Here is a 15,276-nt window from a genome sequence, read left to right on the forward strand (position 1 = left end):
GCCTCCCCACTCGCCAGCGCCCGCCCGGAGGCCGTCCTCGCCGAGACGCAGCGCGTCGGCCACCGCCACCACCACTGACCGTCCACCGACCCGGAGGAGCATGACCCACCCCGCCCCCTACCCGGTGAAACTGGCCGACGAGATCACCCGACAACTCGGCCAGCTCGCCGACCACCTCTCTCAACTTCCCCCGCCCCAGGCCGCGCAGGTCATCGCCCGCGTCCTCGACCCGGACGCCGGAGTCCTCGGCAGCATCACCCACCTCGTCGCCACCGGCAGCATGTTCGCCAAGGACCAGGCCGAACGAGGCGCCCTCCCCGCAGAGGTATGGCTCGCCCTGGGCCGCGCCTCGAACGAACTTCACGACATCACCCTCGACCTGGACGAACACAAAGACACCCTCCGGCACGTCGGCACCCAGCCCGCCACCACCGCGCCGAAGCCCCCGGCACCCGCACCGCTCGTCGTCCGGCGGCACCGGTGAAGAAGAAGCAATGGCAGGGCTGGGGGCCAGGCGAACAGGCCGAGCAGCACTACCTCGTCCAGCCCCGTGCCCTCGCCGGCGGCGGCGACATCCGACACGTCTCGGAGTTCCTGCGCGCCTCGGGATGGCGGGACAAGTCCAAGACGAACGGCCCTCTGCTCATGGAGAGCCCCGACCGCACCGTCCGTGTCGCCTACGACCCCAATGTCCTTCCCAGCGGGTGGACCATCCACGGCAGAGCGGACGGCCCCAACGGCGAGTGGACGGCGCACCTGGGCCGACAGACCCCAGTGGAGATCGTCGCCGGCCTGACCGACGCCCTCACCCGACCCCGCTCCGCCCACGCCCCCAACGTCTGGGCACCCCTGCAGGAGCAGAACTGGCACACGCGTTTCGAGGGCGAGCACTACACCTCGACCAGCCCCGACGGCACCGCGTGGATGCAGTACCACCAGGGCGCCGACGGCTCGGCAATGTGGTGGACCGGAGCGAAGGACCAGAAGGGCAACGGATGGACGGCCAATTTCACGCCGAACACGCCGATGCACCTGGTACAAGCCTTCTCAACCGAACTCGGCGGCCCCGATCCCGTGATGCGCCCTCGCGGACGCGTGCCGCTGAGCGCGCAGATCCGTACCTGGTCGGTCTCCGTCAAGCCCTCCCAGCTCAGCGCATGGCAGCAGGCCCGGATCACGGCCGCCCGCGCCGCCACATGGGCCCGCAACAGCGCCCGAAGCACCCGGCCTCGCACCACCGCCCGTCCCTATATCCACGCCGGCGGCGCCCGGACCCGCCGCTGACCCGACGCCCCGTCCCAAGGAGCCCGATGCCCGCACTCACCCCGGACACCATCCGCACCGCGACCGAGACCCTGTCGGACCTCACCGACTACCTGCGCGAGAACCCTGACCCCGTGGAGGCCCTCGCCCTCGTCGAGCCCCTTCTCGATGAGTACACGGGCCTGCCCGTTCAGCTCGCCGACACCCTGCGCGCCCTCGCTCGTGCCCTGCAGGAGGCCCCGGACGTCCCGCGCACCGCGCAGGTCGACCTTCTGATCACCGAGTTGCGCACGGCCGCGTGGGAGCAGACCGACCAGCACACACTCCACTACGTCCTGGACGACCTCCGCGACCTGTACGGCAGTGCCGCCGCGAGCGAGCCGGGGTACTGCCGGTGCCGCTGAGCGAACGGCAGCTCGCCGCCTTCGCAGACAAGCACGCCGGGCGCATCCCGTTCGACACCAGCCCCCGCCACCTCGCCGGTCCCGGAGACGCCCGCCACGTCACCCACGGCCTGGCCACCGCCGGATGGAGCGCCGTCTCCGACCCTCTGAGTGCCGAGATCGTCCTGTGCAGCCCCGACCTGCGCCACCGCCTCCAGTTCGACCCGCAGTCCACCACCTCCGCGTGGTGGCGGCTGCGGGCCGATCCCACCGACACCGAGCCCGGCTGGTACGCCGAGTTCGGCGAACTCGTGCCCGCCGAGGTCCTCGCCGGCTTCACCGACGCCCTCATCGTCCCGCCGCCACAGCAGCCGGACCCGTGGCAACCAGTGACCTCGACGGGGTGGCACCGCGACGCAGACGGCACAGCGCGCTCGCCAGACTCCATGTGTCACATCGAACTGCGCCCGTTGAGCGAATTCCGCGACCGGCCGTCCTGGCACGTCGAGACCCGTGAGCCCGGCCACGGAGAGTTCCACGGCCCGCGCATCTGGCACGCCTACTTCGACGAGCACACCCCCGCCCACCTGGTCGGATCGTTCCTCAGCGCACTGGCCGACCGTAGCCCTCTCCAGCGCGGCATGTACGACCGCACCGGCCACTACAGCGCCGTGCAGGAGCCCAGCCCACTGCGCCCACAGCAAGTGGTCGACGCCCACGCCACGCGCCTCAAGTCCCTCCGCGCGCAGGCACGCTCCGCCCGTCGGCAGCAGACAAAACCCGCGACGACCCCGGCGAACGTCGGCCCAGCCCAGCCGGCCGCTCGCCGCTGAACCGACAGGACTCCACCTCATCTCCACCGACCACCACGCACACCGCGACTTCCTCCGTCACCTCGACGATTATCTGAGCGACAGCAAGAAGATCCTCGACGCCTGGGATGCCTACTCCGACGAGCACACCGACCTCGACGGCTGGCCTTACGACGACCACGCCTACGGCATGCGCGCGAGCCAGCGCGACGCCGACACCATCACGGCGTTCGAGCCCCTCCGCTACGGCGCCCGTCACCTGCTGGCCACCGCCGAGACCCAGTTGGCCCAGCTGCCGGAGAACACGGTGCAGAGCCGCACGGTCTACCAGTTGGGCGTCCTGCGCGACGCCCTCGACCGGCTCGACGAACTGCACGAGCATTGGCTGGAGACCCGAGACGCCCTCCCCGCCACCGCCAGGCCCGGCACCGCCGACTTCGACGACGCCCTCGCCGAGCATCACGCCGAATCGTGGAGCTACCTCGATGACTGGGCCACTCACGGCAAGGCGCTCCGGGAGATCAACTCCGCTGCTCGCAAGGCCCGTTCCTCTCTGGCCCCCATACCGGTCCCCGCACCCGTCCGGCGGATTGCGGCACGGAAGTGAGCATGCCCCCGGCTCCCGAGACCGTCGAGGTCGACTTCATCGCACCGCGTCACCTCGCCGGCGGCGGTGATCCCGCCTGGATCACCGTTCCCCTCCACCGTGCCTGCGGCTGGAGTCACGGCAACGACCCCCTGATGCCACGCGTCCTGCTCACCAGCCCCGACCAGAAGGCCCTCCTGCGCCTGGAGCCCGACCTTGACGGACAGTGGTGGACCTTGAGCCACGCTGCGGAGCCGGACAGGCCCGCCTGGTACGCGAGCTTCGGCACACGTACCCCGGTCGAACTCATCGCCGCCGTCACCGACACCCTCACCGACCCCGCCTCAACAGCGAGCACACCGTCCGACCCGTACGAACCGCTCCGGTAGATCGGGTGGTCACCGTACGGCGACGACGGCCTCGTATCGCCCGACAAGGCGGCATACGTCGAGCGCCTGGGAACGCCGGATGATCCGGGAGCCTGGTTCGTCACCGTCACGCTCGGCCTGCATCAGAAGGTGTGGCAGGCCCGTTTCGGCGAGCACACTCCCGCGCGCCTCGTCACCGGGTTCAGCGACGCGCTCGCCGATCCGGCCCCCGTAGCGCGCACAGTCTGCCGACCCACGACCCGAACGTCGTCACACGCCGGACCACAGACGTGCCCGCCGTACTCGTCGCAGGGGCGCTGGAAGAACGCGTCCACACCCTCGCTGCCCGGAGCACCGTCCCGCCGGCCACACCGATGCCCTCGGCGCCTGCGCCGGTCAAGAACGGCCGCAGCCGCTGATCCCTCCGTCCCCGCCCGGAAGCACGTAGCCCTTGCCCCCTTCCTCCTCCTCGAACAGTTCCACCGACGGATACGACCTCGTTCTGCGCCTCCTCCTCGGCGTACTCGCGATCGTCGTCCCCCTCGCCCACTTCGCCTGGCTGTCGGGCAACATCACCGCCTACCTCACCGGAGCCGACTGGGCGCCGTACCAGCCGACCGCCGCCCTGCTCCACCCCGAGCAGGTCTGGCCCGGTACGGGAGAAGCGTCCCTGCTGATCGGCGCCCGCATCGTGCCCGTCCTTCTGCTCCTGGCCCTCGGGGCGGCGGTCGGCGTCGTATGGGCCCGGCACAAGAGCCGCAGCGGCGGCCGGAAAAAGAAGATCACAGACATGGCCAAGGCCCGGGACATCGAGCCCTTGATGGCCAGGGCGATCACCGACAAGGCCCGCTCCCTGCGGCCGAGCCTGAAGGACGCCAAGCACATCGACGCGAAGGACACCGGCATCCTCCTGGGCAACCTGCAGGGCACCAAGCACGAGGTGCGCATGGGGTTCGAGGACGTCGCCGTCGCGATCATGGCGCCCCGCTCCGGCAAGACGACCTCGCTCGCGATCCCCTCCATCCTGCACGCCCCCGGACCGGTGCTGCTCACCAGCAACAAGGCCGCCGGCGATGCCTTCACCACGGCCTGCGAAGCGCGGGCGAAAGCGGGACAGGTGTGGACCATGGACCCGCAGCAGATCGCCCATGCTGCCCGCGAGATGTGGTGGAACCCCCTGGCCAGCGCGACAACCTTGGACGGCGCAAACCGGCTGGCCGGCCACTTCCTCGCCGCGAGCGTCGATGCGTCCCAGCAGGGCGACTTCTGGTCCAAGGCCGGCAGCAACATCCTGTCCCAGCTGCTCCTGGGTGCGGCTCTCGACGAGCGGCCGATCACCGACATCATGCAGTGGCTCGCCTTCCCGGCCGACCGGACCCCGCTCGACATCCTCCGTGATCACGGTTTCGCCGCCGTCGCCGCCCAGCTCAAGGGCACCGTCGAGGGACCGCCCGAGACCCGCGACGGCATCTACGAGACCGCCCGCCAGTACGCCGCCGCGCTGCTCAACTCCGAGATCGCGGCCTGGGTGACGCCGCAGAATGACGTCCCCGAATTCCAGCCGGCGCAGTTCGTCACCTCCACCGACACGCTCTTCCTGCTCAGCAAAGACGGAGGCGGCGGCGCCTCCGCGCTGATCGCGGCGTGCGCGGACTCGGTGATGCGCGCCGCGACCGCCCAGGCCGAGCGCGCCGGCGGACGGCTCGACCCGCCCATGCTGGCGATCCTCGACGAGGCCGCCAACGTGTGCAAGATCAGCGACTTGCCGGATCTGTATTCGCACCTCGGGTCGCGCGGGATCATCCCGATCACGATCCTGCAGTCCTACCGCCAGGGCCAGAAGGTCTGGGGTGACGCCGGCATGGACGCCATGTGGTCCGCCTCGACCGTGAAGGTCATCGGCAGCGGTATCGACGACCCCGAATTCGCCGACAAGCTCAGCCGCTTGATCGGCGACCACGATGTCGAGACCACCTCGACCTCGCACTCGGAGTCCGGCAAGTCGACCTCCGTGTCGATGCGGCAGGAGCGGATCCTGCCCGCCGACGCCATCCGGGCCCTGCCCAAGGGCACCGCGCTGTGCTTCGCCACCGGCATGCGCGCCGCGATGCTCGACCTGCGTCCCTGGTACCTGGAGCCCGGCGCTGACGAGCTGTCCGCCGCCTCCGCCCGCGCGTCGAAGGCCATCACCGCCCGCGCCGTCGCCAAGCACGCACCCCAGCAGGGCGACTACGGCACGGCCGCCTAACCGGGCTGCGCCACACCCCCGGATCGCGCTCACCGCCCCACGACCCTCCGGAGCACCATGGCTCTCACCGACCACCACGACGTCTTCATCGGCTCGACCGGCGACGGATGGACCTTCGTCGTCCTCAACCGCCCTCTCCGCAACGCCGCCCGCATCCTGACCGGGGCGGGATTCACCGCCCGCGAGCACCAGGGCCGCACCCTCTTCCTCCTCCCGCCCGAGACTGCCGAGGACGCGCACGAGCGCGTCGGCGTCGCGGCCTACGGGCTCATGGCCCACACCCTGGACCTCGTCGACCTGGCCTGGACCACGCGCCAGCACGGCGCAACCTCGTCACGCGAGCCGGACGTGACCATCCGCTTCTCCGACCACGCGGTCACCGCGACCGCGGCCACGGGCCAGGCCGACGCCGTCCTCGTCCAGCACGGCTTCATACCAGCGGGGGCGAAGCGACAGTACGCACTGCCGTCCGGACTCGGTGAGCGCGACGCCCTCAGCACTGTTGTCCGCGCCGAGGCCCACCTCTACGCCGACGGCATAAGCGTGCGCAGCGACCTCGGCATCGCGACCTGGCAGGACATCCCGCCGGCGCCATCCCGCCCCGGTGCCGCCCCCGCACCGCCGCCCACCACACAGGTCCAGCGGCGCAGCCGCTGACCACCGTCCGCTTTTCCCCGGAGCACTGCACCATGCGCCAGATCGACCTGCAAGCCGAGATAGCCCGACTGCGGCAACTCGGCAGCGACTTCGAGGACTTGCACAGCGAGATCCGCTCGCTCGCCCTGACACCCGGCACCGACGCCCGTCAGCAGCTCACGGCGAAGATCGTGGACACGAACGAGCTGGTCCAACAGGCCATGTTCCGCCTCGCCGCCGTCGACGGCAGCCAGTACACCGCCGTACCCGGCAGCCGCCCGGCTCTGGAGTTGCTCGCCTCCGTCGTCTTGGCCGCGAGTCTCGCCGCAGCCGACTTGGCCTGCGCGCTGGAGGCCAACCCGCTGGAGGGCGCCCCGTTCCCCGGCCCGCCGGGCGCCTCGTTCCTCAGCTCGTCGGCCGATGAAGCGGCCGTGCGCACGGCGCGGCACGCGGAGGCGGTCCCCGCCATGGCGGAGCACCTCGCGAACGCCGCCCACCAGCTCGACCTGGCCTACACCGGCTGCTACTACCTCGCCAGCGGCATCACCCGGGACCTGAAGCAGCACGCCGAACAGAACCAGGCGACACCGGTGCCGAAGATCACGGACAGTCAGTACGCCGTCCTCGCCCGGCTGTCTGCAAGTGGCGGCACCCGTTACGTGATCAGCCGGTACGGCGTGCTCAAGGCCATCGACAAGGACCGGGCCACCGTGAACGTCGCCACCCTCAACGCCCTGATCAAGCGAGGACTCGTCGAGGTGGACACCACGACATCCCTGCACCAGGGCCAGCGTCTCCACGTCACCGCCGAAGGCCAGCGTGCCCTCGCCCAGCACAAGCCCGCCACGACCCCCGCCCGAACAACGGCCGTGACGCATCCTGCGACCAAGCAGGCCGCCGCAGGACGCACGCGATGACCGGCTTCGCCCCGACGGACCGTATGGTCAGCCCCGTCTACCTGGCGGCCCCGGCAACTCCACCGTAGTCACCCGCCCGCTGCAGGCAGCCGGTTGGTCTGAGGCACGCACGCCCGCCGGGCGGATGTTCTCCAGCCCCTGCCTGCGCGCACAGATCGCCGACCTTCCCGACGGCTGGACGATCTCCTACGCCCGCGAGCCACTGGCCGTCCCCACTGGACCGCTTACTTCACCCGCGACACGCCTGCCGAGATCGTCTCCGCCTTCACCACCACCCTCATGCGCGGACTGGACAACGACCACAAGGACTTCCTCCCCGGCGGCCCCCACTACACCCCCATCGCCCGCGGCGATGTCCTCATCGCCCACGGCTGGAAGGACGAGGCCAACGCCCTCTTCCAGTACCAGCACTCACCCGACCGACACGCCTACCTCAGCCTCCGCCAGTACGACGCCGACTTCCACTCCGAGTTGGAAGGCGGCGTCTCCGCCGAACGAACCATGTATGCGGGCATCGAGGCCGCCAACGGGCCCCGCTGGCACGCGGACTTCACCTCCGCCACCCCGCTGCACTTGATCATCGTCACCGCCGACGCCCTCTCCAGCATGGCCCCCGTACGCCGCAGGCCGCGCGACCTCCCCGAGCGCCACCTGCCCTTCCTGACCATCCGCTCTGCGGCGGCCCGCACCCAACCTCACGCTGCCCGCGCCACCGCCCGGTCATCGGCCAGCGCTGCACCCGTGGCCCGAACAACCGCGCAGATGTGCCTTGCCAACCCCACACGATCACGCCGCTGACCTTCCCGCCCGGCCTCTTCGGCACAGCGCAGGCTCCTGCGCCGCCTGAGCCGTTGGACGCCGACGACTGACGGCGGTCCGAAGCGCTCCGTCTCTTCCCCACCCCTGGACTCCCCTGTGCCCGAACCCCGCCCCGACCCCGGCCTGCGCCGCACGCAGCGGGCCGGCCGTGACCGTACCGGTGACGATGTCCTCGTCGCCCCTGGCTACCTCGCCGGCAGTGCCTATTGCGGTGACGACGCCTTCGTCCCGCTGACCCATCACTACTGGCACGACATGAGTGACGAGATGGGCAACTTCTATGTCACGACCATGGGCAGCCAGCTCCGCATCGCCTACGTCCCGGAAGCATCCGAACTGATGCCGGACGCGACCGCGTTGTGGCAGATCCGCTGCCGCACAGATCTGCACGCCCCACCGACGTGGACCGCGGCCTTCACCGACGAGACCCCGCCCGAGATCGTCGCCGCCGTCACCGCCGCCCTGGACGCCGACGTCACCGCGGGCCGATGGAACGACGAGCCCTACCGCGAGCGCGATGACCATCCGGAGATGGTGTGGGACGTCCTGCGCGCCGCCCGCTGGCAGATCACCGTGGACGGCCTGCACATCACCGCTACCTCGCCCGACCGGCTGGCCCGCCTGGAATACCGCCCTCCCTCCTCGTTCGGCGGGCACACAGTGGCCCGAGACGAGGCGTGGCGCGCCAGGATCCTTGCCGCCCCGGATGCGCGACGGGCGCTGTGGGAGGCCGACTTCCACAGCGCCACCCCCGCCCACCTGGTCGCAGCCTTCGCCACGGCTCTGACCGATCCGGCACCAATCTCCCGTGAACGCGCCTGCGTGCCGCGCGCATGCCACGCCCACCTGCGCCCGCTGAAGCCAGACGCCCCCGCGGCGCCCCGGGCCGTGGCGGTGCCCACACCGCGAGACCTCGCCCGCGCCCGGGCGGCTCGCGGTCCCGCACTGGCGACCGTCAGCGTTCCGCGCTGGTCAACCACCACGCGGCCGCCCGCCGTTGCCGCCCCCGCCGTCAAGCCGGGCCCGCGCCGCTGAACATCTCCGCCGCCGGGATCCAGCGCGACACAGCCGCCGAAGGCCACCGCGCGCTCGCCCGCCACCAGCCCGGCCACAGGCGCCCCCCTCGCTGCCTCCTACGGCAGCGGCACCACCTTGCCGTGGTACGAGCCGGTAACCGGCAGCGCATTCCCGTCCCGCGGCCCGAGCACGCCGCCGAAGGCGACAGCCGTGCGGCGCTGACTGCCCGAGCCCCTTCGGGGTCGCCTGCCCGGTATCCGCCCACCCCGTACAGCGGCAAGCGCAGTGCGGTGCCGAACGGCCGGTTTCCACCGACCCGGCGCGGACGGCGAACGGCTGCCTCCTACTGATCCCCCCTTCCGGAGTTCTACCTGTGCGCAACCCGCCTTCTGCCACTGAGGTGTTGTCGGTCTCCGCCGCGGACGGCACTCGCCTGTCCGTCTACCGCGACACCCCGGTGCGCCCGCGTCCCGGCGGCGCGACGGTCGTGCTGGTGCACGGCGCGTCCGTCACCGCAGACCTGTGGCGCGTCCACGCGCGGCACCTGACCGGCCTGGGCCTGGGCGTCCTGCGCTACGACCAGCGCGCGCACGGCCACACCCCCCGCGGCCGGGCACCGCTGACGATCCGGCAGCTCGCCGACGACCTGCACCAGATCCTGACCCGCCTCGTCCCCACCGGACCGCTCATGCTCGCCGGCCACTCTCTGGGCGCCCTGGTCCTGCAGGAACTCGCCGCCCTGCACCCCAACACCAGGCCCGCGTACGGGGCATGGTGCTGCTGTCGGCCACCGCACGCGGGGCGAGCGTGCTGCCCGGCCGCGGCCCGCGTGCCCTGCTTCTGGCCGCAGGACGCGGCCTGTTCGCCCTGACCTGCACCCACGCGCCCCAGGCCGTGGACCTCCTGCGGCACCGGCTGCCCACCACACACCCCTACAGCCTCGCGCCCCACCCCGACCGGCCGGCCGACGGGCCACCGCCGTGCCGCCACGGCATCCGCCACACCCACACCCGCGATCTCGCCGACCTGTGGCAGTGCCTGCGCCGCTACCAGCCGCGCGACGCCACCGTGCTCAACCAGTTCGGCGACCGGCTGCTGCTGATGGCCGGCGCGGACGACCGGCACATCCCCGCCGCCCACACCAAGCAGCTGGCCGCCCAACTCCCTGCCGCCCGCCTGGAGATCCTCCCCCGCACCACGCACGCGCTGCCCATCCGCCACCCCGCGCTCATCAGCGACCGTATCGCCCGCCTCGCCGCCGACCCACGCCCCCACCCTCCTCACCCCCAGGACCGATCATTTCCGAACTCCCTACCTTTCGGGCAATTTCACTAGGCGCCGGTATCCAGTCCAGCGCCATGCTCGCCCTCTCCGCACAAGGCATACTCCCGAAGGTCGACTACGCAATTTTCGCCGACACGGGCTGGGAACCGAGAGCCGTCTATTCCCATCTCGACCGGCTGGAGCGAGAAATAGCCAGACCCGCAGGCATACCCGTTCTCCGCGTATCGTCCGGACATATATGCAAGGATGCCCTGAACCCCGACCACAGGTTTGCGTCAATGCCGCTCTACGTCCTGAACAAGGACGGAAATCCGGGCATGACCAGGCGCCAATGCACCGGGGAATATAGAATTAAGCCGATCAAGAAAAAGATCCGCGAACTACTCGACTACCCCTATCCGACACGCATCCCCAAGGGAATCTTCGTCGAGCAGTGGGTCGGCATCTCCACCGACGAATTCCACCGGGCCAAGGACGCCGACGTCAAGTACATGCGCAACCGGCACCCGCTCGTCGACATGGGCTGGTCACGGTCCGACTGCGTCCGCTATCTGACGTCGCTCGGCCTGGCCGACACCCCGAAATCGAGCTGCCTCGGGTGCCCTTTCCACGGAAACGCCCAGTGGCGCAACATCCGCGACAACTCCCCGGAGGAATGGGAGGACGTGGTGGAGTTCGACGCGGCCATCCGCCAGGGAAATGCCCGCGCCAACGCCACCGGCAACCGTCTGCTCGGCGAGGCGTTTCTCCACCGCTCCCGTGTACCCCTCAGCGAAGCCCCCATCGATCACGTCACCGCCGCCGAAAGGGCGGCGATACAGCAAGAACTTACCGAGAGCGGACCGGACCTAGAGGAGCTGGAGCAGGGCGTCGTCGACGGCTGTTCCCCATGGGCCTGCCGCGGTGAAGTCGAGCCGGTACAGGACGACTTCGGACTGGCCTCTTGACCATCCTGGACCTGTTTGCGGGACCGGGGGGATGGAGCCACTCACTTGACGTCCTCGGCGTACGGGACGTGGGCCTGGAATGGGACGAGTGGGCCTGCAAAACCCGTGCGGCGGCAGGGCAGTTGACCATTCGCACCGACGTGGCGCTGTATCCCGTCTGGCCCTTCCTCGGAAAAACAGCCGGGCTCATCGCAAGCCCGCCCTGCCAGGCATGGTCCATGGCCGGCAAGCGCCTCGGCCTGGTGGACCAGCCCCTGGTCCACCAGGCAGTCGCCGACCTCGCCACCGGCCGCGACACCCGCGCACAACTCCTGGCCGCCTGCCGCGACGCGCGCTCCCTGCTGGCAGCCGAGCCGATGCGCTACCTGCACGCCCTCAACACGGTCGGCGAACCGGAATGGGTGGCCATGGAGGAGGTCCCCGACGTGCTGCCGCTGTGGCGCCAGTACGCGGCCGTCCTGCGCGGCTGGGGGTTCTCGGTCTGGTACGGGATCCTCAATGCCGCCGACTTCGGCGTTCCGCAGACGCGGAGGCGGGCGATTCTCCTCGCCTCCCGGGTCCGTACGGCACAGCCTCCAACGCCGACGCACTCCCAAGTCGCTGAGCCCGAATCGCTGTTCGGTCCGGGCCGCGCCCGCTGGGTGAGCATGGCTGAGGCGCTCGGGTGGGGCGCGACCGACCGGCCTGTCCCCACCGTTTGCGCCGGCGGCGGACCCGGCGGCGGGCCCGAGCCTTTCCCTTCGGGCTCCCGAAAGACGCTGTCCGATGCCCGGGAGCGCGGCACCTGGATGCCGCGACCGGATGGAGTGGTTCTGCAGTCCCGCCGCGAAGGCGCAGGGTGGGCGGCGCGGCACGGCACCCGTGAGAACCGTGCCGCCAGCGCTCCGGCGCCGACGTTCACCGCCGAGGCCCACCGTTGGTCTTGGTCGCTGCGCAGCAACAACCAGGCCAACGCCACCGTCCGGTCCATCGAGGAGCCGGCGGGAACGCTGTTTTTCGGACACCGCGCGAACGAGTGCACGTGGGTCGCAGAACCGGCCGCTGCGCCGACGCAGGACACAAAGGCCCCCGCTGTGCCGGAGCCGATCCGGATCACCGCCCGCGAGGCGGGCCTCCTGCAGACCTTCCCCGCCGACTACCCCTGGGCCGGCAACAAAGGCCAGGTCTTCGGCCAGATCGGCAACGCGGTCCCACCGTTGCTCGCTGGCCACCTCCTCGCCCCGCACCTCGGCATCACCCTCGACCCCGACGATTTCACCCTGGCTGCCTGATGCCCCACAGCCCCGAACCCGACGAAGACGACCTGCCCGACACACATCCGCCGCAGCCCGTGCGCTACGCCGAGCAGGCCCTTCTCGGTGCCCTCCTCCTCGACCCGCATCGGCTCGGCGACGTGACCGGGATTACCGCCGACTCGTTCTCCACCGCCGCGCACGCCGCCCTGTTCGCCGCGATCAGCACCCTACCCCCGCCCGATCCGGCCGAGCACGCGAAGAACACCAAGTGGCTCGACCAGGTGCTCGCCGCCGGCCGCGAGCAGGCGCGCGGACTGTCCGTCTCATACCTGCACACCCTCATCCAGACCTGCCCCTGGCCCCGCCACGCGCCGGCCTACGCGCGCATGGTCGAGGCCGAACACTCCCGCCGCCGTCTGCAGGCCGCCGCGGAACGCCTCGTCCAGACCGTCCACGATGTCTCCCTCCCACACCCCGTCCAGACGGTGCTCGCCGAGGCCGACGCGCTCGCCGCGGTCGTGGACGACATCGCGAGCCGCTTCCCGCCGCGCGCCGGCGTCCTGCCCCGCACCACGGCACCGCCGCGGACCATCGCGCCCGACTACACCGAGGCGGTCGAGGAGGAGCAGCTGCTGCTCGCGACCGCCACCGCGCACCCCGCAGATACCGAGTCCGTCCGGTGGCTGCTCCCCGAGGACTTCAACCGGCCGCTGCACGCCGGGCTGTGGCAGTGCCTGACCACCCTCGCTCGCCGCCGCGAGCCCGTCGACCCCGTCACCGTTCTGTGGGAAGCCGCGCAGCGCGGTCTGCTGGACGACGGAAGTGAACCGGGCGAGGTGCTCCGCCTGCTGGCCGAACCGGCTGGGTCCGTGGAGCACTGGGGCGAGCGGGCCCTCCAGCGTTCCCTCCTGGCCACCGCCGAGCACACCGGCCGGCACATCGAGGCGTACGCCGGCGACCCGGCGAACACCCCGTTCCAGCTCGTCGTCGGCGCCCGCCGTTCCCTCGCCGACATCGGCGCCGTCCGCACCCGCTGGCAGCACGCCACCGGAACGGTCCCGCCGCAGCGACCACGCCGGGCGCCCACCACCCGTGCCGGCCCGCCGACCACCACGGCCGCGCGCACCGCGCGCACCGCCCGCGCCGCGCGAGCAACCCGATAGCCCCCGCATACGCCGGTGGCCGGACCCGAAGGCCCGGCCACCGGCAGAAGAGACGACACCCCAACGTGACTCCCACGATCGACGCCCACGTCCGCCTCGACAGCCACCCCACCCATCCCAGCGCCGTGACCGCCGTCCTGACCGGCACCCAGGCCCACGTTGCCCACCTGGGCCTGGAGGCTGCCGACTGGACTGTCGTCGCTGACAACGTGCTGGTCCTGGTCCGGATCGACCATGCGGAACCCTACTGGGCGCAGGACGCGGCCAAGCACCTGTCCGCCGGAGGCATCGCCGTCGAGATCACCCCTCGGCTCCGGGAGGCCATTGACGAAGAATGGACCTGGGCCAACTACCCGATGCCCTGGTGCACCCGCAGCGAAATCCGCGAGGTCTCCAACGAGGCCCAGAAGATCCACAACGACATCCGCCACGGTCAGCTCCTCATCCACGCCCACGCCTACGACGGCCACACCACCGTCGCGGTCGGCACCTACCTCGGCCGCAACGGCAAGTCCGTCTATCTCCACGGCGAGGACCACCAGCGCCAGGTCGCCGACACCTTCGACTCACCCGCTGGGGCCCTGCTCGCCTTCGAAAAGGTCCACAGCGCCGAGATGCGCCCCGGGCCGGCGCCCCTGACCGACACCGAACGCGCCGCCGCCGAAGCCCGCACCCCACTCGCCCTCACCGCAGCCACGACCGAACCGGCCCGCCCGGAGCCGGAAACCGTCCCGGCCTACCTGGCCGATACCGGCGACCACGACGCCCTCCTCGACACCTTCCTCGACGCACACGGCGGCTGGGAGAAGTGGCGGACCTGGTCGGACGAGACAACCCACGCCATCCACGAATCACAGACCCTGCGCATCGAACGCGTCCACGAAACCCCCGCCCACGAAACCGCGTGGACCGTAGCCGCCTACGAGACTCCCGTCTCCGACCGCATGTGGGTCCTCACCGCGACCGGCGCCACCCCCGCCCCGGTGCTGCAGGAGTTGCTGGACCACCTCGCCGACGGCGACGGCTGGGACACGGCCATCCGCGCCCCGGTGGACGAGAAGATGGTCACCGCGGCCACGCAGCCCCTCTCCGACGCCGGATGGAAGCACACTGTGGACGGGCGATGGATCCGCTGGACATCCCTCACCGGGGACGCAGGCGTCCAGTTCGACGCCTTCACCGCACAGCACCCGAGCCAGAACCTGGCCGCCTGGACCGTCTGGGCCGGTCCCGATCCTGAGAGGCCCACCTGGACCATCACCGCGTCCCCGCACACCCCGAGTTCGCTGCTGGCCGATCTCTCCGAAACCCTCGCCCTCGGAACCGGCCTTCGCCGCCCGCAGACCGCGGGCCCCGAACGCAGGACGACCCTCTTCACCAGCCCACCGGCCGCTCCGGCGGTCACGGCCGGTCCCGCTGCCAGCCGTTCACGCTGATCATCGGCACGCGAGAGCGGGGCAACATAGCGGGGGGGGGGGGGGGGGGGGGGAAGAAGGGGGGGGGGGGGGGGGGGGGGGGGGGGGGGGGGGGGGGGGGGGGGGAGGGAAGGGGGGGGGGGGGGGGGGTGGGGGGGGAGTCGTCCCCGGAGGGGAGGGGCG

At 71.2% G+C, this 15,276-nt stretch carries 17 protein-coding genes and 2 pseudogenes; all 19 read left to right on the plus strand.

Features of this window, described 5'->3' with window-relative positions; all coding sequences use genetic code 11:
- Positions 1-100: 100 nt before the first annotated feature.
- The 19 genes and pseudogenes from ACZ5C2_RS21465 (at position 101) to ACZ5C2_RS21555 (ending at position 15,114) form a co-directional block, all read left to right on the plus strand.
- Positions 101-484 carry a hypothetical protein gene (locus tag ACZ5C2_RS21465; RefSeq protein ID WP_189909675.1) on the plus strand — a complete coding sequence of 128 codons (384 nt, stop codon included), beginning with the start codon at positions 101-103 and terminating at the stop codon, positions 482-484.
- Positions 481-1,284 (plus strand): SPDY domain-containing protein, encoded by an 804-nt coding sequence (locus ACZ5C2_RS21470; RefSeq protein ID WP_468793224.1) that lies wholly within the window; start codon positions 481-483, stop codon positions 1,282-1,284. The genes ACZ5C2_RS21465 and ACZ5C2_RS21470 overlap by 4 nt, the downstream gene beginning before the upstream one ends.
- Positions 1,285-1,310: 26 nt before the next feature.
- The gene (locus tag ACZ5C2_RS21475; RefSeq protein WP_189909677.1) at positions 1,311-1,667 is read left to right on the plus strand and encodes a hypothetical protein; all 357 of its coding nucleotides are present in this window, start codon (positions 1,311-1,313) and stop codon (positions 1,665-1,667) included.
- A complete protein-coding gene (locus ACZ5C2_RS21480) occupies positions 1,658-2,479 on the plus strand; it encodes an SPDY domain-containing protein (protein ID WP_189909678.1) in 822 nt (273 codons plus the stop codon). Before ACZ5C2_RS21475 ends, ACZ5C2_RS21480 begins: the two co-directional genes overlap by 10 nt.
- A gap of 169 nt (positions 2,480-2,648) precedes the next feature.
- Positions 2,649-3,065, plus strand: a complete 417-nt coding sequence (locus tag ACZ5C2_RS21485) for a hypothetical protein (protein ID WP_246531986.1) — start codon at positions 2,649-2,651, stop codon at positions 3,063-3,065.
- A gap of 2 nt (positions 3,066-3,067) precedes the next feature.
- Positions 3,068-3,433, plus strand: coding sequence for an SPDY domain-containing protein (locus ACZ5C2_RS21490; RefSeq protein WP_308438454.1), 366 nt, complete (start codon positions 3,068-3,070; stop codon positions 3,431-3,433).
- 66 nt (positions 3,434-3,499) lie between these two features.
- Positions 3,500-3,586, plus strand: a pseudogene (locus ACZ5C2_RS21495) (SPDY domain-containing protein); the annotation flags it as partial.
- A gap of 277 nt (positions 3,587-3,863) precedes the next feature.
- A complete protein-coding gene (locus tag ACZ5C2_RS21500; RefSeq protein WP_189909679.1) occupies positions 3,864-5,660 on the plus strand; it encodes a type IV secretory system conjugative DNA transfer family protein in 1,797 nt (598 codons plus the stop codon).
- Between the two features lie 57 nt (positions 5,661-5,717).
- Positions 5,718-6,317 (plus strand): hypothetical protein, encoded by a 600-nt coding sequence (locus ACZ5C2_RS21505; protein ID WP_189909680.1) that lies wholly within the window; start codon positions 5,718-5,720, stop codon positions 6,315-6,317.
- A gap of 32 nt (positions 6,318-6,349) precedes the next feature.
- Positions 6,350-7,213: a hypothetical protein gene (locus ACZ5C2_RS21510; RefSeq protein ID WP_189909681.1), complete on the plus strand. Its 864-nt coding sequence runs from the start codon at positions 6,350-6,352 to the stop codon at positions 7,211-7,213.
- 174 nt (positions 7,214-7,387) lie between these two features.
- A pseudogene (locus tag ACZ5C2_RS21515) lies at positions 7,388-7,486 on the plus strand (SPDY domain-containing protein); the annotation flags it as partial.
- 6 nt (positions 7,487-7,492) lie between these two features.
- Positions 7,493-8,011 carry an SPDY domain-containing protein gene (locus ACZ5C2_RS21520; protein WP_189909682.1) on the plus strand — a complete coding sequence of 173 codons (519 nt, stop codon included), beginning with the start codon at positions 7,493-7,495 and terminating at the stop codon, positions 8,009-8,011.
- A 117-nt stretch (positions 8,012-8,128) separates the two neighbouring features.
- The gene (locus ACZ5C2_RS21525; protein WP_189909683.1) at positions 8,129-9,067 is read left to right on the plus strand and encodes an SPDY domain-containing protein; all 939 of its coding nucleotides are present in this window, start codon (positions 8,129-8,131) and stop codon (positions 9,065-9,067) included.
- A 385-nt stretch (positions 9,068-9,452) separates the two neighbouring features.
- Positions 9,453-9,920, plus strand: coding sequence for an alpha/beta hydrolase (locus tag ACZ5C2_RS21530; protein WP_246531987.1), 468 nt, complete (start codon positions 9,453-9,455; stop codon positions 9,918-9,920).
- The gene (locus ACZ5C2_RS21535) at positions 9,821-10,384 is read left to right on the plus strand and encodes an alpha/beta fold hydrolase (RefSeq protein WP_246531988.1); all 564 of its coding nucleotides are present in this window, start codon (positions 9,821-9,823) and stop codon (positions 10,382-10,384) included. Before ACZ5C2_RS21530 ends, ACZ5C2_RS21535 begins: the two co-directional genes overlap by 100 nt.
- A 23-nt stretch (positions 10,385-10,407) precedes the next feature.
- Entirely contained in the window at positions 10,408-11,280 is an 873-nt protein-coding gene (locus ACZ5C2_RS21540) for an adenine nucleotide alpha hydrolase family protein (RefSeq protein ID WP_468793233.1), read from the plus strand.
- On the plus strand, positions 11,277-12,551 hold the full coding sequence (locus tag ACZ5C2_RS21545) for a DNA cytosine methyltransferase (protein ID WP_189909685.1): 1,275 nt from the start codon (positions 11,277-11,279) through the stop codon (positions 12,549-12,551). The genes ACZ5C2_RS21540 and ACZ5C2_RS21545 overlap by 4 nt, the downstream gene beginning before the upstream one ends.
- On the plus strand, positions 12,551-13,678 hold the full coding sequence (locus tag ACZ5C2_RS21550; RefSeq protein WP_189909686.1) for a DnaB-like helicase N-terminal domain-containing protein: 1,128 nt from the start codon (positions 12,551-12,553) through the stop codon (positions 13,676-13,678). The genes ACZ5C2_RS21545 and ACZ5C2_RS21550 overlap by 1 nt, the downstream gene beginning before the upstream one ends.
- 65 nt (positions 13,679-13,743) lie before the next feature.
- On the plus strand, positions 13,744-15,114 hold the full coding sequence (locus ACZ5C2_RS21555; protein ID WP_189909687.1) for an SPDY domain-containing protein: 1,371 nt from the start codon (positions 13,744-13,746) through the stop codon (positions 15,112-15,114).
- Positions 15,115-15,276 lie beyond the last annotated feature (162 nt).

Source organism: Streptomyces sp. NPDC031365 (assembly GCF_055569765.1).

What these genes read in the sequence shown, in the direction of transcription:
- ACZ5C2_RS21465 (WP_189909675.1), top strand. Translation starts at nt 101, where the DNA reads ATGACCCACCCCGCCCCCTACCCGGTGAAACTGGCCGACGAGATCACC.
- ACZ5C2_RS21475 (WP_189909677.1), top strand. Translation starts at nt 1,311, where the DNA reads ATGCCCGCACTCACCCCGGACACCATCCGCACCGCGACCGAGACCCTG.
- ACZ5C2_RS21485 (WP_246531986.1), top strand. Translation starts at nt 2,649, where the DNA reads ATGCGCGCGAGCCAGCGCGACGCCGACACCATCACGGCGTTCGAGCCC.
- ACZ5C2_RS21490 (WP_308438454.1), top strand. Translation starts at nt 3,068, where the DNA reads ATGCCCCCGGCTCCCGAGACCGTCGAGGTCGACTTCATCGCACCGCGT.
- ACZ5C2_RS21505 (WP_189909680.1), top strand. Translation starts at nt 5,718, where the DNA reads ATGGCTCTCACCGACCACCACGACGTCTTCATCGGCTCGACCGGCGAC.
- ACZ5C2_RS21510 (WP_189909681.1), top strand. Translation starts at nt 6,350, where the DNA reads ATGCGCCAGATCGACCTGCAAGCCGAGATAGCCCGACTGCGGCAACTC.
- ACZ5C2_RS21520 (WP_189909682.1), top strand. Translation starts at nt 7,493, where the DNA reads ATGCGCGGACTGGACAACGACCACAAGGACTTCCTCCCCGGCGGCCCC.
- ACZ5C2_RS21535 (WP_246531988.1), top strand. Translation starts at nt 9,821, where the DNA reads ATGGTGCTGCTGTCGGCCACCGCACGCGGGGCGAGCGTGCTGCCCGGC.
- ACZ5C2_RS21540 (WP_468793233.1), top strand. Translation starts at nt 10,408, where the DNA reads ATGCTCGCCCTCTCCGCACAAGGCATACTCCCGAAGGTCGACTACGCA.
- ACZ5C2_RS21550 (WP_189909686.1), top strand. Translation starts at nt 12,551, where the DNA reads ATGCCCCACAGCCCCGAACCCGACGAAGACGACCTGCCCGACACACAT.